General features: G+C 71.5%; 21 protein-coding genes. 8 read left to right on the forward strand and 13 right to left on the reverse strand.

What is annotated here, in order from left to right:
* Positions 1–283 precede the first annotated feature (283 nt).
* Positions 284–790 carry an NUDIX domain-containing protein gene (locus NAMU_RS00330; RefSeq protein WP_012813976.1) on the reverse strand — a complete coding sequence of 169 codons (507 nt, stop codon included), beginning with the start codon at positions 788–790 and terminating at the stop codon, positions 284–286.
* Positions 791–934: 144 nt separating this feature from the next.
* Between NAMU_RS00330 and NAMU_RS00335 the strand changes: the two genes are divergently transcribed.
* Positions 935–1,924 carry a cation diffusion facilitator family transporter gene (locus tag NAMU_RS00335; RefSeq protein WP_012813977.1) on the forward strand — a complete coding sequence of 330 codons (990 nt, stop codon included), beginning with the start codon at positions 935–937 and terminating at the stop codon, positions 1,922–1,924.
* Positions 1,925–1,938: 14 nt separating this feature from the next.
* On the opposite strand, the gene NAMU_RS00340 is transcribed toward NAMU_RS00335, so the two are convergent.
* Positions 1,939–2,352, reverse strand: coding sequence for a Fur family transcriptional regulator (locus NAMU_RS00340; protein ID WP_012813978.1), 414 nt, complete (start codon positions 2,350–2,352; stop codon positions 1,939–1,941).
* Positions 2,353–2,543: 191 nt separating this feature from the next.
* On the opposite strand from NAMU_RS00340, the gene NAMU_RS00345 reads away from it, so the two are divergent.
* The 3 genes from NAMU_RS00345 to NAMU_RS00355 are packed head-to-tail and all read left to right on the forward strand — an operon-like array spanning position 2,544 to position 4,696.
* Positions 2,544–3,158 carry a DUF2020 domain-containing protein gene (locus NAMU_RS00345; protein WP_012813979.1) on the forward strand — a complete coding sequence of 205 codons (615 nt, stop codon included), beginning with the start codon at positions 2,544–2,546 and terminating at the stop codon, positions 3,156–3,158.
* 58 nt (positions 3,159–3,216) lie between these two features.
* Entirely contained in the window at positions 3,217–3,753 is a 537-nt protein-coding gene (locus NAMU_RS00350) for a peptidylprolyl isomerase (protein ID WP_012813980.1), read from the forward strand.
* 28 nt (positions 3,754–3,781) lie between these two features.
* The gene (locus NAMU_RS00355) at positions 3,782–4,696 is read left to right on the forward strand and encodes a rhomboid family intramembrane serine protease (RefSeq protein WP_052308103.1); all 915 of its coding nucleotides are present in this window, start codon (positions 3,782–3,784) and stop codon (positions 4,694–4,696) included.
* On the opposite strand, the gene NAMU_RS00360 is transcribed toward NAMU_RS00355, so the two are convergent.
* On the reverse strand, positions 4,674–5,126 hold the full coding sequence (locus tag NAMU_RS00360) for a PH domain-containing protein (RefSeq protein WP_012813982.1): 453 nt from the start codon (positions 5,124–5,126) through the stop codon (positions 4,674–4,676). The two genes, NAMU_RS00355 and NAMU_RS00360, sit on opposite strands and share 23 nt — an antisense overlap.
* Before the next feature lie 83 nt (positions 5,127–5,209).
* A complete protein-coding gene (locus NAMU_RS00365; RefSeq protein WP_012813983.1) occupies positions 5,210–5,497 on the reverse strand; it encodes a cell division protein CrgA in 288 nt (95 codons plus the stop codon).
* Positions 5,498–5,678: 181 nt separating this feature from the next.
* Here NAMU_RS00365 and NAMU_RS00370 point away from each other — a divergent pair, with 181 nt between their 5' ends.
* From NAMU_RS00370 to NAMU_RS00380, 4 genes are read left to right on the forward strand one after another with little or no spacing between them, the layout of a single operon-like run.
* Positions 5,679–6,407 (forward strand): DUF881 domain-containing protein, encoded by a 729-nt coding sequence (locus NAMU_RS00370; protein ID WP_012813984.1) that lies wholly within the window; start codon positions 5,679–5,681, stop codon positions 6,405–6,407.
* Complete coding sequence (locus NAMU_RS00375; protein WP_012813985.1) at positions 6,404–7,264, forward strand: class E sortase; 861 nt, start codon at positions 6,404–6,406, stop codon at positions 7,262–7,264. Before NAMU_RS00370 ends, NAMU_RS00375 begins: the two co-directional genes overlap by 4 nt.
* An 11-nt stretch (positions 7,265–7,275) precedes the next feature.
* Positions 7,276–7,431 (forward strand): hypothetical protein, encoded by a 156-nt coding sequence (locus NAMU_RS29680; RefSeq protein WP_012813986.1) that lies wholly within the window; start codon positions 7,276–7,278, stop codon positions 7,429–7,431.
* A 39-nt stretch (positions 7,432–7,470) separates the two neighbouring features.
* Positions 7,471–8,115 (forward strand): aminodeoxychorismate/anthranilate synthase component II, encoded by a 645-nt coding sequence (locus NAMU_RS00380; RefSeq protein ID WP_041369534.1) that lies wholly within the window; start codon positions 7,471–7,473, stop codon positions 8,113–8,115.
* Positions 8,116–8,193: 78 nt separating this feature from the next.
* On the opposite strand, the gene NAMU_RS31300 is transcribed toward NAMU_RS00380, so the two are convergent.
* The 9 genes from NAMU_RS31300 to NAMU_RS00425 form a co-directional block, all read right to left on the reverse strand.
* Positions 8,194–9,801, reverse strand: a complete 1,608-nt coding sequence (locus NAMU_RS31300) for a S1C family serine protease (protein WP_281023791.1) — start codon at positions 9,799–9,801, stop codon at positions 8,194–8,196.
* A 137-nt stretch (positions 9,802–9,938) separates the two neighbouring features.
* On the reverse strand, positions 9,939–11,969 hold the full coding sequence (gene pknB / locus NAMU_RS00390) for a Stk1 family PASTA domain-containing Ser/Thr kinase (protein WP_012813988.1): 2,031 nt from the start codon (positions 11,967–11,969) through the stop codon (positions 9,939–9,941).
* A gap of 151 nt (positions 11,970–12,120) precedes the next feature.
* Positions 12,121–13,269, reverse strand: a complete 1,149-nt coding sequence (locus tag NAMU_RS00395; RefSeq protein ID WP_012813989.1) for a serine/threonine-protein kinase — start codon at positions 13,267–13,269, stop codon at positions 12,121–12,123.
* 18 nt (positions 13,270–13,287) lie between these two features.
* The gene (locus NAMU_RS00400; RefSeq protein ID WP_012813990.1) at positions 13,288–14,769 is read right to left on the reverse strand and encodes a peptidoglycan D,D-transpeptidase FtsI family protein; all 1,482 of its coding nucleotides are present in this window, start codon (positions 14,767–14,769) and stop codon (positions 13,288–13,290) included.
* Entirely contained in the window at positions 14,766–16,229 is a 1,464-nt protein-coding gene (locus tag NAMU_RS00405) for an FtsW/RodA/SpoVE family cell cycle protein (protein ID WP_012813991.1), read from the reverse strand. Before NAMU_RS00405 ends, NAMU_RS00400 begins: the two co-directional genes overlap by 4 nt.
* Entirely contained in the window at positions 16,226–17,785 is a 1,560-nt protein-coding gene (locus NAMU_RS00410) for a PP2C family protein-serine/threonine phosphatase (RefSeq protein ID WP_012813992.1), read from the reverse strand. The genes NAMU_RS00405 and NAMU_RS00410 overlap by 4 nt, the downstream gene beginning before the upstream one ends.
* A 79-nt stretch (positions 17,786–17,864) precedes the next feature.
* Positions 17,865–18,335: an FHA domain-containing protein FhaB/FipA gene (locus tag NAMU_RS00415; RefSeq protein ID WP_012813993.1), complete on the reverse strand. Its 471-nt coding sequence runs from the start codon at positions 18,333–18,335 to the stop codon at positions 17,865–17,867.
* A 36-nt stretch (positions 18,336–18,371) separates the two neighbouring features.
* Complete coding sequence (locus tag NAMU_RS00420; RefSeq protein WP_012813994.1) at positions 18,372–19,556, reverse strand: DUF3662 and FHA domain-containing protein; 1,185 nt, start codon at positions 19,554–19,556, stop codon at positions 18,372–18,374.
* Between the two features lie 196 nt (positions 19,557–19,752).
* Positions 19,753–20,391 (reverse strand): YigZ family protein, encoded by a 639-nt coding sequence (locus tag NAMU_RS00425; protein WP_012813995.1) that lies wholly within the window; start codon positions 20,389–20,391, stop codon positions 19,753–19,755.
* Between the last annotated feature and the right edge of the window lie 40 nt (positions 20,392–20,431).

The raw sequence follows: 20,431 nt of genomic DNA on the forward strand, positions 1-20,431 counted from the left end.
AGGTCGGGCGCGGCCTTGTACATCTCGCGAATGGAGTTCATAGCGGGTCTCTCCTTGGTGGATTCAAGCGTGTCCACGAAGGCTGCTCTGTCTTCGTTGCTGTCTTAGCTACTGTTGTTGTCACTGTCTTCGCTGCGTTTATTTCCGCTGGTCAACACATCTGTATCGATCCAGTAATTCCAGTGTACGCAAGAGATGCGGCGAATCGCCCGGACCGCCGGTGCATGTGACCGCCCTCATGCCCGGCCAGGCTCCGGCGGCCGGCCCCTGCGCTGCCCGGCGATCAGGTCAGGGGCACCCGTTCGACCAGCCGGGCCAGGAACACGACCTGGCCCTTGACCAGCTTGCTGGCCGCCGTCGGCAGATCGAACCATTCGGCCCGATCGACTTCGGGGAAATCCTGGAAGCGGCCGGAACGCGGCGGCCATTCCAGGCTGAAGGTGTTGCTGACCGCACGGCCGGCGTCGAAGTCGCCGGCCCGGGCGAAGACGGTCACCGTCTTGCCGCTCTGGCGGGCCGACCCCAGCTCGATGGTGGCGCCGTCGGGCGGCGCCGAGCCGAGCTCCTCGGTGAACTCGCGGACCGCCACCGCGGCCGGGTCCTCGCCCGGTTCGAACTCACCCTTGGGGATCGACCAGGCGTGCTCGTCCTTGCGGGCCCAGAACGGTCCACCCATGTGCACCAGGAGCACCTGTACCTGATCCTGGACGGCCTGATCCTGAACGGCTTGATCCTGGACGGACCGGTCCCGGGTGACCCGGTACAGCAGCAGACCGGCGCTGAGCTTCATCCGACCCCCTCGCCGCACGCTCGTCCGCGAGCATCGCGGTATTTTCACCCAAGCTAGTTGGCCCAGCTCGCGCGGCCGCCCGCAAGGGACGAGCGGGCCGGCGTCGTCGTCGTCGGCTCGGCCGGCCAAGCGGAGGGTGCTCGGATGTCAGCCCACGGCGCCGGCCCCGGCGAGCACCCGCCCGTCGTCGCGCTCGGCGATGCGTTCACCGGCGAGAAATCCGAGAGCACCCTGACGGTGTTGATCGCGTTCGGGGCCAACTTCCTGGTGGCCGTGGCCAAGACCTGGGCCGCGGCGTTGACCGGCTCGGCGTCGATGGTGGCCGAGGCGGCCCATTCCTGGGCGGACACCGGCAACGAGATCTTCCTGATGATCGCGAACCGGCGGGCCCGCCGGCCGGCCGACCCGACACACCCGTTGGGGTACGGCCGGGAGGCCTACGTCTGGTCGATGTTCGCCGCCCTCGGCTTGTTCGTCGCCGGGTCGGCCGTGTCGATCACCCACGGCCTGCACGAGCTGTTCGATCCCGAGCCGGCGACCGACTTCGTCATCGGCTACCTCGTGCTGGGCCTGTCCTTCCTGCTGGAGGGCACCTCGTTCCTGCAGTCGGTCCGGCAGGCCCGGCGGGAGGCGGCGACCGTGCATCGCGACGTCATCGCGCACGTGCTGGCCACCTCCGACCCGACGCTGCGCGCGGTGTTCGCCGAGGATGCGGCGGCGCTGACCGGGTTGGTGATCGCGGCGACCGGACTGGGCCTGCACCAGGCCACCGGGTCGGCCACCCCGGACGCGATCGGCTCCATCCTGGTCGGCGTCCTGCTGGGCGTGGTGGCCATCGTGCTGATCGACCGCAACCGGCAGTTCCTGGTCGGCATGCAGGTCAGCGAGCCGGTCCGGGTGGCCATCGTCCAGGCGTTGCGGGCCCTGCCCGAGGTGTCCCGGGTGACCGCGCTGCGGGTGGAGTTCATCGGGCCGCGTCAGCTGTACCTGGTGGCCGATGTCGATCTCACCGGCGAGGACCCCGAACCGGTCCTGGCGCTACGGCTGCGGGCGTTGGAGGCGCGGATCCGGGAGTCGCCGGCCGTCGTGGATTGCACGTTGAGCCCGTCCGCGCCGGACGAACCCGATCTGTAGGTCCGGTCGAGGGGTCAGCCGGTGTTGGCCTCGACCCGTGGGGCCGCACACGCGGGGCACACCCCGAACAGCTCGACCTCGTGGTTGATGTCGGAGTAGCCGAACTCGGCGGCCACGGTGCGGGCCCATCGCTCCACGCTCGGTGCCTCCACCTCCTGGGTGCGGCCGCACACCCGGCAGACCAGGTGGTGATGGTGCCGCGGCTGCGCGCACTGCCGGTAGAGCACCTCGCCGGACGGGGTGCGGACCGTGTCCAGATCGCCGCCGCCGGCCATGTCCTGCAGGGCCCGGTACACCGTGGCCAACCCGATCGAGGATCCCGACCCACGCAGGGCGGTGTGCAGTTCCTGGGCGGACAGGAACTCGTCGGTTCCTTCGAGCGCCTGCAGGATGGACGCGCGCTGGGCGGTGTTGCGGCGTTGGGCCACGGCCGTGACTGACCTTCCTCGCGAGTCCGAGCGGGGCGGATGACCGGTTCGGGTGCCGGATCACCGGCAGGTCGAGGGTACTCGGGCAGGATGGGGAACCAGGGCTGTTCGCATCAGGTGGGATGGCAGTGGGTTGACAACGGTCCCAGGCCGTCGGGGCGAAGGGGTGGTGGATGAGGCGCGGGGGACGAATGCGGGGATGGGTCATCCTCGCGGCGGCGGCGCTGTCGGCGCTGGTGACGGGCTGCGCGGGCGGTGGGGCGGCCGGGTCCGGCACCTCGGCCGCCTCGACGATCACCATCACCGAGGGCACCCGGACCGCGGTCCGGTCGGTGACCGTGACGCCCGAACCGTCCGCCGCGCCGGCTGCGGGCGCCGCCTCAGCGACTGCGCCGCCGGCCACCGACGAGCCGGCGCCCGTCGCCGGGACCTGTCCCTACCTGTCCGACGACACGGTGGCCGACATCAACGGGCAACGGACCGGCGTCACCACCGTGATCGAGGTGGACCCGCACCCCATCTGCACCTTCACCCGCAGCGACGGCGGCTGGCTGGCCACCGTCCGGATCGTGCAGGCGGACAGCCCGGCCGCGGCCGCCGCCGCCGTCGACCAGCATGTGCCGGTCGAGTCGAGCAACCCGGCCGACGATCCGGCCGGCTGGACCGGCGGCTCGATGGCCACCGGCGACGGATCGGTCTACGCCGTCGCCAAGGGATCGGTCGCGGTGATCGCCGAGGCCAACCAGCCGCAGTCGATCAAGGGCCGGCAATTGGCCGTGACGGCCATCGCCAACCTGGGCCTGTGATGCCGGGTCGGGCGGACCGGAGACGGGCCCACCGCGCTCCGTGGCAGGATGGTTCCTCGTGAGCGACCTTTACGCGACCCTGCACACCAACCGCGGCGACATCCGGATCGAGCTGTTCCGATTCCAGGCGCCCAAGACCGTCAGCAACTTCGTCAAGTTGGCCAAGGGCACCGCGAAGTACACGACCAAGAATGCCTCCGGCGGCACGGAGGGCCCGTTCTACGACGGCGCCATCTTCCACCGGGTCATCGAGGGTTTCATGATCCAGGGCGGGGACCCCACCGGCACCGGCTCCGGCGGACCGGGCTACCAGTTCGCCGACGAGTTCCACCCGGAGCTGAGCTTCAACAAGCCGTACCTGCTGGCCATGGCCAACGCCGGGCCCGGCACCAACGGTTCGCAGTTCTTCGTGACGGTCGGCCCGACGCCGCACCTGAACCGCCGGCACACCATCTTCGGTGAGGTCGCCGACCAGGCCTCCCGCGACGTCGTCGACGCGATCGCGACCACCCGCACGGACCGGTTCGACCGTCCGGCGGAAGACGTGGTGATCAATTCGATCACCATCGAGGACCCGGAGGAATCCGCGAGCTGACGGGGTCGCGAGCGCGATCCCCGTGAGCATGTCCGCGCCGGGGCCGGCGTCCGCCGGCCCGCCCATGGCGCCCTGCACCTGGCACCCGGACCGGTTGACGCCGCTGTCCTGTTCCCGCTGCGGGCGGCCGGCGTGCCCGGAGTGCCTGACGCCGGCCTCGGTGGGCTTCCATTGCCGCGAGTGCGTGGCCCAGGGGCAGGCGGCCACCCGGCCGCCGCGCACCATCGCCGGCGCCCGGCTGGGCGACAAGCCGGTGGTCACCTTTGCGTTGATCGCGGTGAACCTGGCGTTCTTCCTGGTCACCGCGCTGCAGTCGCGCTCGGCGATGGATCTGTCGTACTCCGAGCTGTACCTGCGGGGTGGCCTGATCCCGGCCGAGGTGGCCTCCGGCGAGTACTGGCGACTGCTCACCTCCGGCTTCCTGCACGGCAACCTGGTCCACCTGGCCACGAACATGCTGTCGCTGTACTGGCTGGGGATCCCGTTGGAGCGCATCCTGGGCCGCGGCCGGATGCTGACGATCTATCTGATCAGCCTGCTGGGCGCCTCGGTCAGCGTGCTGCTGTTCAGTGCCCCGGTCAGCCTGACCATCGGCGCCTCCGGGGCGGTCTACGGCCTGATGGGCGCGCTGCTGGCCACCTTCCGCCGGCTGCGGCTCGACCTGCGCCCGTTGGTCGTGATCCTGGCCCTGAACGTGTTCATCACCTTCTCCTACCCGGGCCTGTCCTGGCAGGGGCACCTGGGCGGATTCGTGGCCGGCGCGATCGTCGGCGCGGCGATGGTCTTCCCGCCCCGGGCGAGCCGGGCCGCCTGGCAGTGGGGGATCAGCATCGGGCTGGTGGTCGTGCTCGCGGGGCTCACCGTCGTGGCCGCCGACCGGATCGGTGCCTACTACTGCCTGTACCAGGTGGCCGGACAGGTCAGCTGCGTGCCGGCCCACTGAGGTCGTCGCGGCCCTCGAACCAGCCGGTGAGGTCGGCCAGCACGGCGTCGGGTTCGGCGCCGAGGTCGAGGCGCCCGTAGAGCAGCAGCTCGCCGTCGACCAGGTCGATCTCCAGCGTGGCCGTCCGCATCCGCCGGGTGCGCCCGCACTCGATGGACCGGACCATGGACCACGGCACGATGCGAGCACCGCCCGCCCCAGCGATCAACAGTCCGCGCGGTCCGGCGACCAGCCGCCGTCGCCGGCCGACAAGTGCCAGCACCAGCAGGACCACACCGACCAGCCCGTAGACCAGCCGGTCCATCGGGTCGGTGTCCAGAACGGCGGCAGCCGCGGCCGCGAGCGCCACCACCATCAGTCCGATGAGGATCCCGCTCGGTGGGCGCCAGGTTCGGGCGCCCGGGCCGGGGAAGTCGTTGTCCCCACTCATCCACAGCTACCGGGGGTTATCCACAGGAGCTGTCCACAGTGGGGATGAATCACACGCGTGTGGTTTACCCGCCGGGGCGGCGGTCAGCGCCACCGCATCGTCATCAGCAGGCCGGCGATCATCAACGTGAAGCCGATCGCGAAGTTCCAGTTCCCCAGCCCCGAGATGAACGGGATGCTGGCGCCCCAGAGGTAGTAGACGACCAACCAGACCAGCCCGAGCACCATCAGCCCGAGCATGATCCCGATGTACAGCGGCGAGGACGGGGCGGCGACGTGCGCCCGCGCGGCCGCCGCAGCGGCCTCGTTGGCCTGGGCCGACGCACTCGCGGAACTGGACGCAACCTTCTTGCGAACCTTGGACTTGGGCACCTGATCCTCCTGCGTGCGTCACCGGGGGCCGGTCCGTTCGGACATCACCGCGGCTGTATGTCTGCCCCTCTAGCCTACGGTGTGCCAGGCCCGATGCCTCGGGTCGGCGGATCGCCCGGCCAGCCGCCGGGGCGGACGCAGACGGATCCGGGTCGGGTGGGGACGGGAGCATCGAGTCAGCGTGAGCAAGCGAGCCCTGGGATGGCGGGTGGGCGCGGTCGCCAGTTGCCTGGTGGCCGGGCTGCTGATCGGCGTGCTGCACGGGTACGCCAACGGTCAGGACGTCGGCACCCGGTCGGTCGACCTGTCGGTGGTCGTCCGGGACGCCCAGGAGCGGGTGTTGGCCGCCGACGCCAAGGCCGCGGCGCTGCAGCAGCAGATCGACCAGGCCGCGGCCGGCGACGTCTCGCCCCAGGTCGAACAGGCCCGCGCCGGGGTCGACGCCCTCGAGCCGGCCGCGGGATTGGTCCCGGTCGTCGGGCCGGGCCTGCGGGTGTCGATGTCCGACGCCCCGCGGGACTCGGACGGCAACTACCCGGCCGGCGTCGATCCGGATGATCTGGTGATCCACCAACAGGATGTGCAGGCGGCGGTCAACGCGTTGTGGGCCGGGGGGGCCGAAGCAATGATGATCATGGACCAGCGGGTGCTGACCACCTCGGCGGTGCGCTGCATCGGCAACACCCTGCTGTTGCAGGGCCGCACCTACTCGCCGCCGTTCGTCATTACCGCGATCGGTGACGAGGCCAAGATGTCGGCCGCGCTGGACGCCGAACCCGGGGTCCGGCTGCTGCTGCAGTACGTCGACAAGTACAAGCTCGGTTATGAGGTCACCGCCCTGGACGAGGTCGAGCTGCCCGCCTACGACGGGCCGATCCGGATGAAGGCGGCGACGGAGGCGGGCCGGTGACCGCTCCGCGTGGGCCGGTCACCGCTTCCGGTGGGCGCAGCGTCGGGCGCACGCTGATCCGCGGGGCCGGCGAGGTGCTGATCACGCTGGGCGTGGTCGTGCTGTTGTTCGTGGTCTACGAGGTCTACATCACCGACCTGTTCGGCGAGCGCAAGCAGGCGCAGGCCACCGTCGCGGTGGACCGCGTCTGGGCGGATGCCGAGGCGACCGCCACGGTCGTCGCGCAGGCCCCCGACCAGCTGGCGACCGACCCGCGTGAGCGGGTTCCCCGGTACGACACCGTGACCGGCGAGGGCTTTGCCAAGATTCGGATCCCGGTGCTGGGCGTCGATTACGTGTTCACCGTCGTCGAGGGCACCGACCCGGACGACCTGTACATCGGCCCCGGCCACTACCCGGAGACCCAGCTGCCCGGCGAGCAGGGCAACTTCGCGGTCGCCGGGCACCGCGTGTCCAAGGGGTCGCCGTTCAACGACCTGGGCCTGCTGCACTCGTGCGACGCGATCGTGGTGGAGACCCAGGACGACTGGTTCGTCTACCGGGTGCTGCCGATGGCCGAGGAGGAGGCGACCTGGGCCAGCACGCCGCGGGCCCGCTGTGGCGGGGTCGGGGTGCAGGCCGGGGCCTACGCCGGGGTGTACGGCCGGGAGATCACCCTGCCCAGCGACTACGCGCAGGTCCTGCCCGTCCCGACGGTGCTGTCGACCACGGTGCCGCCCGACGCGCAGCGGTTGATCACCCTGACCACCTGCCATCCGCAGTTCTCCGACGCCGAGCGGATGATCATCCACGGGGTGCTGGTCACCAGCTACGCCAAGGCGCCCGGTTTCCTGCCGCCCGAACTCGCCGAGACCTGACAGGTGGACTGATGTACGCGTGGATCTGGCGGCACCTGCCCGGACCGACCGCCGCCCGGGCGGGGATCTCGGTCGTGCTGTTCCTGGCCGTGGTGGCCCTGCTGTTCTTCGTCGTGTTTCCCTGGCTGGAGCCCTACCTGCCGTTCGACCGGGTCACCACCGGCTGACCCGCACGACGGCGCCGCGCGGTGTGCGACGCTGTCGGCGTGACTCGCATCCTGGTCGTCGACAACTACGACTCGTTCGTGTTCAACCTGGTCCAGTACCTGGAGCAGCTCGGCGCCGAGTGCGTCATCCGCCGCAACGACGCCGTCGGCACCGACGAGGTGCCCGCCCTGCAGGTCGACGGCATCCTGCTCTCACCGGGCCCGGGCACCCCCGCGGACGCCGGCGTCACCGAGCAGATGGTGCGCTGGGCGGCCGGCCGGCTCCCGGTGTTCGGGGTATGCCTTGGTCATCAGGCCATCGCCGAGGTCTACGGGGCCACGGTGGACCGGGCCGAAGAGCTGCTGCACGGACGCACGTCGCTGGTCGAACACCACGGCCAGGGAGTGCTGACCGGGTTGCCCAATCCGTTCACCGCCACCCGGTACCACTCGCTGGCGGTCGTCGACGGGACCGTGCCGTCCGAGCTCGAGGTCACCGCCCGCACCTCGGGCGGGGTGATCATGGGCCTGCGGCATCGCGAGCACGCGATCGAGGGGGTGCAGTTCCACCCGGAGTCGGTGCTGACCCAGGGCGGCCACCGGATGCTGGCCAACTGGCTGGGCGAGTGCGGCGACCGGGCCGCCGGCGAGCTGGTTCCCCCGCTCGAGCAGGACGTGGAACGCCTGCGGCTGTCCGCCCGGTAGCCGGGCCCGAACAGCAGCCGGACAGCAGGAAGCCCGCGACCCTGGGGGGAGGTCGCGGGCTTCCTGGTCGGAGACGGGTCAGTTGGCGTTGGCCGACCCGAGGGTGACGTTCACGGTCTGCGAGTTTCCGTTGCGGTCGATCGTGATCGTGGTGGTGCCGTTGGGGGCCTGCGCCCGCACGGCGGCGATGAGCGCGTCGGCGCTTTCGATCTTCACGTCACCGATGGCGGTGACGACGTCGCCCTTCTGCAGTCCGGCCGCATCGGCGCCGCTGCCGGGGGTGACACTGTCGATCTTCGCGCCGGTGGTGATCTGGCTGTTGCCGTCGGTGGCGTCGCCGACCGCCGCGCCGAGCACCGCGTGGGTGGCCTGGCCGGTGTCGATGATCTCCTGCGCGATCCGCTTGGCCTGATCGATCGGGATGGCGAAGCCGACGCCGATGGACCCGGACTGGCCGCTCGAGGAGTCCGACAGCGAGGCGATGGCGGAGTTGATGCCGATGACGCTGCCGCTCATGTCGACCAGGGCGCCGCCGGAGTTGCCCGGGTTGATCGCCGCGTCCGTCTGCACGGCGTTGATCACCGTGTCCTGCGACTGGGTGGACTGGCCCTCGGCGGCGGTACGCACCGGCCGGTTGAGCGCGGACACGATGCCCGAGGTGACGGTGGCCGACAGGCCCAGCGGGGACCCGATCGCCACGACCTGCTGGCCGACCTGCAGGTCCGAGCTGTTGCCCAGGGCGGCCGGGGTGAGCCCGGAGACCCCGTCGGCCTTGATGACGGCCAGGTCGTCGGTGGCGGTCTTGCCGACCACCTTCGCGGCGGCGGTGGAGCCGTCGTTGAACCGCACCTCCAGGTCGGTGGCGCCCTGCACGACGTGGTTGTTGGTCAGGATCAGACCGTCGGCGGTCAGGATGATGCCGGAGCCTTCACCGCCGCCCTGGCTGGAGGTGGCCAGCACCGACACGACCGACGGCAGCACCTTGGCCGCGACCTCCTGCACGGAGCCGGCCGGGGCGGTCAGGTTCTGCGAGACCGGGGCGCTGGTGTTCAGCCGGGACAGCGAGCTGTCGGAGGCGGCCGAGTTGCTGCTCTCCCAGGCCGACCCGGCGTAGCCGCCGGCGAACCCGGCGATCAGGGCCAACGCGGTGGTGGTCGCGACGATGAGCGAGGTCTTGCGGCCGCGCGGCTTGGCCGCGTCGTCGGTCGCAGTCCCGGGGGCGACCGACGTGGTCGGGCCGGTGTAGCCGCTGCGCGGGTAGGACGAGTAGGCGTCCTGGCCGGGGGTCCGGGGCAGCGTCTGGGTGTAGGTGGAGGTGGGCGCCGAGGCCGGACCATGACCGCCGGTCGGTGCACCGGTCGGCCCGCCCCAGTTCTGGCTGGACCAGGCGCCGCTGGGCCGAGGCTGCCACCACGACTGGTCGCCGGCGGCCGAACCCGGATGGGTCGAGGCGTCGGCGGGGGTGTTGGGGTGACCAGGGGTCTGACTCCACGCCTGCGGCCGGGGACCCTGCGGGTACCCGGCCGGGCGCGGACCGGCCCCGGACGACGCGGTCGCGGACGCGCCGGTCGGCGTATCGGTGGGCGACGGGGCCGAGTAACGAGGAGTGGCGGAGGGTCCGGTGCCCGTGGTGTCCGGAGTGCCGGTCGGCCGCTCGCCGGCGGGCGGTGTCATGTCCTGGCTCATGGTGTTCACCCTGCCGGAGCACATTGTGGAAACCTTGAGCGACGACAGGGCCGGACGGGTGAGTACCGGGCCACTTTCCTGTGAATCGGCGAAGAGCCTGGTGAGCGCCGGTCGACGGGCGACCGGCGCTCACCGTGTCACGGCGTGGCCGCCGCCGGCGGCGTGGCGGCCGGTGGTGTCGCGGGCGACGGCGTCGCCGGGGGCGTCGTCGTCTCCGGGGTGGGCGTCGTCGGCGTCGTCGGAGGAGGCGGCGGAGCCACGCCGACCACCACCCGCACCGCCGTGCCCTTGGGCACGGTCGACCCCGAGCTCGGGTTCTGGCTGATGATCGCGCCGACCAGGCCGGGGTTGGTGACCTCCTGGGTGGTCTGCCGGAGGGTGTCCGCCCCGCCCGTCCAGCCGCGGGCCTGCAGTGCGGCCACCGCCTCGGCCGGTGTGCTGTTGACCAGGTTCGGCATCACCATCAGGTTGCCGTTGGACACGGTCAGGGTGACCGGCGTGCCTTCCTGCACCCGGGTGCCGGCGGCCGGGTCGGCCGCGATGACCTCGTTGGCCGGTTGCGCCGAGTCCGCGGTCTGCGAGACGACCTGCAGCTTGGCATCGGTCAGGATCTGGGTCGCCTCGTCCAACGACTTGCCGACCAGCCCGTCGGGGATCTGCACGACCTGCAGACCCGTGCCCACGGTCACCTTCACCACCGTGCCCGGCGGCACCTGGGCCTGGGCCGCGGGGTCCTGGGCCAGGGCCTTGCCCTTGTCGGCGTCGGAGGAGGACTGGGGCACCTCCTCGTACTGCAGGTTGGCCGCATTGAGCGCCTTCTTGGCCTCCTCCGGGGTGTAGGTGACCACGTTGGGCACTGCGATCAGGCTGACCCCCTTGCCGATCTCGAGGTTGACGGCGGAGTCCTGGGCGACCTGCGTCTGGCTGGACGGCCGCTGGTTGACGACCTTGTCCTTGTCGGCGTCGCTGGACTCGGTGGGGGTGACGGTGCCCAGGGTGAGCCGGCTGTCCCGCAGCTTGGCGGTCGCCTCCTCCAACGACATCCCGGACAGGTCGGGGACGGCGACCAGGGCGGCCGGCGGCGGCGCGCTGATGACCCGCAGGGTCAGCCAGATCGCGCCGGCGATCAGCGCGGCACACAGCAATCCGATGCCGATGAAGCCCCAGACCCGCTTGGACCGGTCGGCCTCCTCGGGCTCCCAGTCGTCGTCGGTGGCCGCCCGGGTGGGCGGCGCCAGCAGCGGCGGGGACCCGGCGCCGACCCGGGCCGGCGTGGCCCGCATCAGCTCGGTCCGCTCGTCGTCGCTCATCAGCGGAGTGGCCTGGACGGCCTGCCCGGACAGTGCCCGGACCAGATCCGAGCGCATGTCGGCGGCCGTCTGATAGCGGTTGAGCGGGTTCTTGTTCAGCGCCTTGAGGACGATGGCGTCCATTTCCTTGGGCAGCCCCGGCCGGACATCGCTGGGGGCCCGGGGGGCCTCCCGCACATGCTGGTAGGCGATGGCGACGGGGGAATCGCCGGTGAACGGCGGCTCCCCGGTCAGCAGCTCGAACAGCACGCAGCCGGTGGCGTAGACGTCGGAGCGGGCGTCCACCGCCTCGCCGCGGGCCTGCTCGGGCGAGAGGTACTGGGCCGTGCCGATCACGGCAGCGGTGGCCGTCATCGTGGCCTGGCCGTCGGAGACGGCCCGGGCGATGCCGAAGTCCATCACCTTCACCGCGCCGGCCCGGTTGAGCATGATGTTGGCCGGCTTGATGTCGCGGTGCACGATGCCGTGCCGGTGCGAGAAGTCCAGGGCCGCGCACACGTCGGCAACGATCTCCATCGCCCGCCGGGGGGCCAGCGGGCCCTCCTTCTTGAGCACGTCACGCAGGGTGTCGCCGTCGACGAACTCCATCACGATGTACGGGATGGTGCCGGAATCGTTCTTGGTCTCGCCGGTGTCGTACACGGCGACGATGGCCGGATGGTTCAGCGAGGCCGCGTTCTGCGCCTCCCGGCTGAACCGGGCCTGGAAGGACGGGTCCCGGGCGAGGTCGGCGCGCAGCACCTTGATGGCCACGTCCCGCCCGAGGCGTAGATCCCGGCCGCGGTGCACCTCGGACATGCCGCCGAAGCCGAGGGTGTCCCCGACCTGGTAGCGGTCGCCGAAGAGATATCCCGTCATCGATGTCGTTTCCTGTTGCATGTTCTGGTGCGTTTCCGGGGGGTCGGGTCGGTCGGCGAGGTCGGCGCGGGCGCCCTGCCGAGGATGCGTGACAGGCGCCTGGGGTTGCGCTGCTCGGGTGATCGATCGGGCGACGGAACGGTCATCCTCATCACATCGCCATCGAGCCGAAGACGGCGTTGAGGACGACCAGCACGAGTCCGGCCAGCAGCAGGATCAGCACCGCCAGCAGCACGGACAGGCCGGTGCGGCGCCCGGACGAGCGGCTCACCGGGGCCGGGGTGGGCGGCGGTCGGTACTGCGGCGGAGGTGCCGACCGAACGGCCGGCGGGGTCATGGTCGGCGCGGCCGCGCGGGTCGGCCGGGCCGGCGCCGGGGACCGCGGCGCCGCCGGCCGGGCGGCGTTGGCCGGAGCGATCGGCGCGATCAGGGTGGGCCGCGGCGCGGGGGGGCGTGGCTCGGGCCCGCCGCTGCGCAGCTGACCGGCCGCCCGGGCCAGCGCCTCACCGTTCGGGAAGCGAGCCGCCGGGTCCTTGGCCAGCATCGCCATCACCAGGCGGGCGATCGGCGCGGGTACGTCCTCGGGCAGCGGCGGTGGCGCCTCGCGGACGTGGGCCAGCGCGATCGCGACGGTGTTGTCGCTCTGGAACGGCAGCCGGCCGGACAGGCACTCGTAGGCGACCACGCCCAGCGAATAGATGTCGGAGGCCGGCGTGGCGTCCCGGCCGGCGGCCTGCTCCGGCGAGATGTACTGGGCGGTGCCCATGACCATGCCGGAGCGGGTGACCGGGGCCTCGTGGGCGACCTTGGCGATGCCGAAGTCGGTGATCTTGACCTGGCCGCCGGGGGTGATCAGCAGGTTGCCCGGCTTGATGTCGCGGTGCACCAGGCCCTGCCCGTGCGCCTGCTGCAGGGCGTGGCCGGTCTGCTCCAGCACGTCCAGGGTGCGACCGACGGACAGCCGGCCGAGCCGGTTCAGCACGCTGGACAACGACTCGCCGCTGATCAGCTCCATCACCAGGTAGGCGGTGCCGGTCAGGTAGTGGTTGCCGCCGGAGACCTCGCCGTAGTCGTAGACCGCGCAGATCCCCGGATGGTTCAGCGAGGCGGTGATCCGCGCCTCGGTGCGGAACCGGCCCAGGAACTCGGGGTCACCGGTCAGCTCGGGCCGCAGGATCTTGCAGGCGACCACCCGGGCAAGCCGCACGTCGTCGGCGGCCCACACCTCGCCCATGCCGCCGACCGCGATCCGCCGGGTCAGGCGGTAGCGCTGCGAGAGCATCACCCCGGGCGCCGTCATCGGCGGGCCTCGTTCATGTCAGGACCCACCGGCCAGGGCGGCGGCGATCACGGAGCGACCGACGGGGCCGGCGACCCGGGCACCGGTCGCCTCCACGCCCAGGTCGCCACCGTTCTCGACCAGCACGGCCACGGCGACCTTCGGGTTGTCGGCCGGGGCGAACGCGACGTACCAGGCGTGCGGGGGCGTGTTCTTCGGGTCGGTGCCGTGCTCGGCGGTTCCGGTCTTGGACGCGATGACCAGGTCGGCGATGCTGCCCGAGAGCGGCGTCTGCTTCTCCGACTCGATCATCATGTCCTTGAGCTGGTCGGCGACCGGAATCGGGATCGCCTGGCCCAGCGACTCCGGCTGGGTCTGCGAGATGACCGTCAGGTCCGGCTTGGTGGTCTGCGCGATCAGGTGCGGGGCCATCTGGTCGCCCCGGTTGGCGATGGTCGCGGTCACCCAGGCCATCTCGAACGGGGTCACGGCCACGTCCCGCTGCCCGATGCCGGTCTGGGCCAGGGCCGCGGTGTCCGGGATATCGCCGAGCCGGGAGCCGACCACGTCCATTCCGACGTCGACGCCGTCACCGGTGACGCCCAGCGCCTCCGCCTGCTTGCGCACGACGGGCGCGCCCAGGCTCATCGCCACCTCGGCGAAGGCGGTGTTGCACGAGTGGGCCAGGGCCTGGGTCAGGGTGACGTCCTCGCCACCGGCATCGGCGCAGGTCTCGCCGCCGAAGTTGGACAGCGTCGCCCCACCCGTCCCGGGCAGGGTGATGGTCGGCTCACCGGTGACCGTCGTCTGCGGGGTGTAGCCGTTCTGCAGCGCGGCCGCGGCGATGACCAGCTTGAACGTCGAGCCGGGCGGGTAGACCGCGGACACGGCCCGGTTCAGCAGCGGGCTGGGATCGGCGTTGACCAGGTCGTTGTAGGCCTGCCGCTGGGTGGCGTCCGAATGGCTGGCCAGCGGGTTGGGGTCGTAGGACGGGGTGGACACCATGGCCAGGATGTTGCCGGTGGACGGCTCCATCGCCACCACCGCGCCGACGTAGCCCTTGTCGGCCATCGCCGAGTATGCCGCCTGCTGCACGGCCGGCACCAGGGTCAGCTGGACGTTGCCGCCGCGTGGGTCACGGCCGGTGATCAGGTCGGAGAGCTGGCCGGCGATCAGTTCGGGGGCCTCCCCGGACAGGATCTCGTTCTGGTTGCGTTCGATCCCGGTGGGCCCGTACCGCATCGAGTAGTAGCCGACCGGATGCGCGTACGCGGCCCCTTCCGGGTAGACCCGCTGGTAGCTGTACTGGTCGTCGACCGGGTCGGACCGGGCCAGCACCACCCCACCGGCCGCGGTGATCTGGCCGCGCTGACGGCTGTACTCGGCGACCAGCGTGCGTTTGTTGTTCGGGTCGGCCCGGTAGTCGTCGGCCTTGATGACCTGGGTGTAGGCGATGTTGGCCAGCAGCAGCACAACCATCACGATGACCGCGGTGCCCAGCCGGCGCAGCGGGCGCTTCACGACCGTCCGCCCGCGCGCTGGGCCGCCGGGACGGCGGGCACCATCTGGGTGTGCGCCTCGTCCAGGGGGACCTCGGGGGTGGGCGCGGGCCGCACCGGCTCCGGCGGACGCCGCGACGAGTCGGAGATGCGCACCAGCAGGGCCAGGATCACGTAGTTGGAGAGCAGCGAGGAACCACCGTAGGACAGGAACGGGGTGGTCAGTCCGGTCAGCGGGATGAGCCGGGTGACGCCGCCGACCACGATGAACATCTGCAGGGCCAACGAGAACGACAGCCCGCCGGCCAGCAGGGTGCCGAAGCCGTCCTTGGCCGCCAGCCCGGTGCGGATGCCCCGCGCGGTCAGGATCAGGTAGCACAGCAGGATGGCGGTGACGCCGACCAGACCGAGCTCCTCGCCCAGCGCGGCCATGATGAAGTCGGTCGAGGCGAACGGCACGATGTCCGGACGGCCGGCGCCCAGACCGGTGCCGAAGATGCCGCCGGTGCCCAGACCGAACAGCGACTGCACCAACTGGTAGCCGTTGCCCAACGGGTCGGCGAACGGGTCGAGCCAGATGTCCACCCGGACCCGGACGTGACTGAACATCCGGTAGGCCAGGTAGGCCCCGGCGGAGAAGCCGAGCACGCCGATGATCAGCCAGGACACCCGGCCGGTGGCCACGTAGATCATGGCCAGGAAGGTGCCGAAGATCAGCAGTGCGCTGCCCAGGTCCTTGCCCAGGACCAGGACGCCGAGCACCAGCAGCAGCGCGACCAGCAGCGGCCCGAGGTCTCGGCCCCGGGGCAGGACCAGGCCGAACACCTTCTTGCCGGCGGTGGAGAGCACGGTGCGCTTGGAGACCAGGAAGGCCGCCGCGAAGATGATCAGGGCGATCTTGGCGAACTCGGCCGGTTGGATCGAGAACAGCCCGGGGACACGGATCCAGATCTTGGCCCCGTTCACCTCGGACAGGCTGGACGGCAGGAGCGCGGGAATGATCAGGAACACCACACCGACCAGGGCCAGCGTGTACGCGTAGGACTGCAACACGGTGTGGTCGCGCACCACCAGCAGCACGACGAGGAAGAACACCAGCGCGACCGCGGTCCACACCAGTTGCAGCGAGGCCTGCGGGGTCGGCACCTCCTCGCCGCGGTTGATCGCGCTGATCTCCCGGGCCAGGTCCAACCGGTAGATCATGACCAGCCCGATGCCGTTGAGCAGGGCGACGATCGGCAGCAGCAGCGGGTCGGCGTAGGGCGCGTAGCGGCGGATCAGCAGGTGGGCGACGGCCAGGGCGAGCAGGTACCCGCCGCCGTAGTAGGCCAGGCTCCAGCTCAGGGTGCGGCTCTGGTTGAGCTCGACGATGACCAGCGCCGAGGTGACCACCACCGCGGCGAACACGAGCATCCAGAACTCGGCGGTGCGCCCGGTCCGGATCGGCCGGGCGCCCGCCGTTGCGTCCGGACGCCGACTCACTTGGGCACCCGGCAGGTCACGCCGGGCTCCAAGGCCCTGGTGGACAGCGGTGTCCCGCTCGTCGCCGTCCCGGTGGTGGTCGACAAGGCCGTCCCGGTGTCTGTGCTCACCCCGCTGGGCGCGGGCGAGGCGGTCGGGTTGGCCGGGGTCGACGGCGGCGCCGCGCTGGCTCCGGGCACGAGCGGGGTGACGGTCGTCGGCGTCGTGGTCAGGGTCGGGATGGCGGTCGGGGCTGCGGTGGGGGTGGTGCTCGGCTCGGTCACGGTGGGGCAGATGGGCAGCATCTGGCCGGCCAGCCGGGCGATGACCGCGCGGGCGTCGTCCAGGCTGCCGGCCTGGATGCCGGCTACCACCTGATCCCGGGCGGCCGGGACGAGATCTTCGACCATCAGCGGGGCGCAGCCGTTGAGCCCGGGCTGGCAGGAGCCCTCTTGCACGCTGGAGAGCCCGAAGCCCAGCACGGAGCCATCCACCCCGCGGTAGACGACCACCTGACCGGCGCTCTCGCCGACGAAGTATTGGGTGCGCACCCACAGGATCGAGCCGATCAGGCCGGCGACCCCCAGCACGACGATGACCGCGACCAGGACCAGGGTGGTCCGGCGCCGTCGACGCCGGGCCGGTGGGCTGTCCGGGTCGGGGCCGCTGGTCGCGATCGGGGCGGTGATGTCCTCGTCCGGCGGCATGAACTCGGCCGGCGCGGCGGCCTCTTCGGGTATGCCGGGCAGCGGGATCCGCGGCATCTCGGCCGTCATCCGGATGGAGGGCAGTGCGCCGATCGGTCCGGTGGCGTCGGGGTCGAGCGGGGGCGCGGCCAGCGCCGTCGGGCCGTCACCCAGGCCGGTGTCCATGACGTCGGCGACGATCACCGTCACGTTGTCCGGGCCGCCGCCGGCCAGCGCGAACTGCACCAGCGCATCGGCGGCCGCCCCCGGGTCCGGGTCGGCCAGGGCCTCGGCGATCGCCTCGGCGGAGACCACCCCGGACAGCCCGTCCGAGCAGATCAGGTACCGATCACCGACGCTGACCTCACGAATGGTCAGGGCCGGGTCGACCTCCGTCCCGTTGAGGGCGCGCAGCAGCAACGAACGCTGCGGATGGTGGCTCGCCTCTTCCTGGGTGATCCGGCCGTCGTCGATCAGCGACTGGACGAAGGTGTCGTCGTGCGTGAGTTGGTGCAGGATGCCGTCGCGGTACAGGTAGGCCCGGGAGTCGCCGACGTGCGCCATGGCCAGCCGGCCGCCGTCGAACAGCAGGGCGGTGACGGTGGTCCCCATGCCGTCCAGCTCGGGGTTGTCGTGCACCACCGCGGAGATCGACCGGTTGCCCTCGCGGGTCGCCTTGGCCAGCGCGCGCAGCAGGTCGCCGCCGGGATCGCGCGCGTCCAGCGGCACGAAGGCGTTCACCACTAGCCGGGAGGCCATGTCGCCGGCCGCGTGGCCGCCCATGCCGTCGGCCACCACCAGCAGGGTGTTGCCGGCGAAGACCGCGTCCTGATTGCTCGCGCGGACCAGGCCGCGGTCGGTACGGGCGGCGTAGGCCAGTTGATGGGTCATCCGGGAGCCTCTCGGATGACGTGGGCACCCCGGGTGGGATGGTCCCGCGGGCAGGGTGGGGTCGGGCGCCGGGGCCGGGTCATGGTCGTAACTCGATCACGGTACGGCCGATCCGGATGGGCACGCCCACCGGAACCGGGGTCGGTGTGGTCACCCGGACCCGGTCGAGATAGGTGCCGTTGGTCGATCCGAGGTCCTCCAGGTAGTACTCCTGCCCCTGCTGGGTCAGCCGCGCGTGCCGCGAGGAGGCGTAGTCGTCGTCCAGCACCAGGGTGGAATCCTCGGCCCGGCCGATCAGGATGGGCCCCGGGCCCAGCCGTAGCCGGGTGCCGGCCAGCGAACCGGCCGTCACCACCAGCGTGCTCGGCTGCAACCGGCCCTGCGGCACCTGCGCCACGGCCGCCTGCCCGCCGCGGCGCCGCCCGCCGTCGGTCCGGGGTTCCCCGGCGTACCGCAGATCGGTCCGGATCACCCGGATCGCGGCCAGCACGAACAGGCAGAGCAGGACCAGGAAGCCGATCCTGGTCAGCTGGAGGATGAGTGCGGGCACCGTGGGAAACCTGGTTCGCTGTCCGGGGGCCGGACTTCAGTACCGGCTCGAGAAGACGACCGTGGAGTGACCGATGTGGATCACGTCGCCGTCCGCCAGTTGCCAGGTCTGGACCGAGGAACCGTTGACGGTCGTGCCGTTGGTCGAGCCCAGGTCGTGCAGCACCGCGGACTGCCCGTCGAAGTAGATGTCCACGTGCCGGCGCGACACCGAGGTGTCGGCCAGCCGGAACGAGGCGTCCTGACCGCGGCCGATGACGTTGGACCCGCGCTGCAGCTGATAGCTGCGGCCGGAGCCGTCGTCGACGGACAGGGTGGCGGTGATCTCCTGCGGTCCGGCGGCGGGCACCCCGTAGTTCTGTCCCCAGTTCGGCTGGGCCGGCTGCTGCGGGTAGTTCTGGTATCCGGGCTGGCCGTAGCCCTGCTGGTAGTCCGGCGGCGGGTAGCCCTGCGGGTAGCCGGGCTGCTGGTAGCCGCCGCCCTGGTCCCAGCCGCCCGGTCCGGACGGGTACTGCGGGGCGTTCTGCTGGGGGCCGTTCTGCTGGGGGTAGCCGGGCGGCGGCTGCTGGCCGTACTGCTGCTCCCACTGCTGGCTCTGCGGGTCCCAGCCGCGCTGGCCGTAGCCGGGTGCGTCATAGGGCTGGGGCGGGTAACCGGGGTTGGCCTGGCCCTGGTCCGGACCGTAACCGGGCTGCTGGCCGTACTGATTCGGGCTGCCCGGGTAGGACCGGCCGTCCGGTTCGCGCCGGTCGCCCTGGTCCGGGGACCGTCCCTGCGAATCGCGCCCGTAATCGCCTGGCTGCTGACTCATGCGCCCCACTCCTGCCCTTGCCTGCGATGAACGTCGACCGACATCAGGATCGACGAACGAGCTGATGCGGAACTGCCCGGTGTGCAGGGCCTGGGACTGTTCCAGCGTCACCGAGATGTCGCCGAACGTCTGCCATCCCTGCTGGTTGAGATACTCCCGGATCATGTCCGACAGTGCAGTGGCGACACTCTCGTCGGCTGAACTCAGGCCCTGCTGATCGGTCGGTCCGAGTGAGACCTTGTAGTGATTGGGCGCGACCGCGACGGCCCCCTGGTGCTGGACGTGGTCGGCGGCCTCCCGCTGGAGGGCGTCGGCGACCTCGGCCGGCTGGACCTTGCCGCCGAACAGGCGCGCGAAGGTGTTGCCGACGGCGCCTTGGAGCTTGCGCTCGAAGGTCTGGATGACGCCCATCGACACCTCCTGCCTCGTTCGTCCCGCGGCCCCGGACGGCGATTGTCGCTGCTCGGGGCATGCGGATGACCGATCACGGCCCAGCCTTGATCGTAGTGGTGACGCCTTCGACCGGTCGCGGTTGCTCCTGCTCGCCCGGCCGTTGCCGTTCCGTGACCCGCCGGACCGGTCGGTGCGGGCCCGTTTCCGGTCGGGTTCAGGCGAGATCCGGTCGGGCCGGCGGCACGGCCCGCAGGCTCTGCGATCCCTCGACCAGGTCGGCCGAGCCCCCGCTGAACTGGGCCAACCAGCGGCCCAACGCGGCCCGGCCGGCGGTCGGCACCAGCAGGTGGACGGTGACCCGCGCGGCGTAGTCGATGCCGGTGATCTCGGCGCCGGCCGAGCGCAGGCCGTGCTCGAGCCGCCCGGCCGCGGCGTGCTCGACCGTGACCGTCAGCTCGGTGTGCGGGACCAGATCAAAGACGCCGATCGCGTCCAGGGCCTCGCTCACGCTGCGGCCGTAGGCCCGGACCAGGCCACCGGCGCCCAGCTTGACGCCGCCGAAGTACCGGGTGACCACAGCCACCGTGTTGGTGATCTCGCGGGCGGTCAGCACCTGCAGCATGGGCACCCCGGCGGTGCCGGCGGGCTCGCCGTCGTCGTTGGAGCGCTGCTGCTCGCCGTGCGCTCCCGTGCGGAAGGCGGTGCAGTGGTGAGTGGCCGACCAGTGTGTGGACCGCACCTGCTCGATGAAGGCGGTGGCCTGCTCGGCGCTCTCGGCCGGGCTCAGGGCACAGATAAAACGCGAGCGCTGGATCTGCAGCTCGTGGGTGCCGGCCCGGCGGATCGTCCGCATGCGGGCGACGGTAACCCGCGCGGATCAACATCCCCTGCGC

The sequence above is a fragment of the Nakamurella multipartita DSM 44233 genome (assembly GCF_000024365.1).
In the GTDB taxonomy this organism is placed as follows: domain Bacteria; phylum Actinomycetota; class Actinomycetes; order Mycobacteriales; family Nakamurellaceae; genus Nakamurella; species Nakamurella multipartita.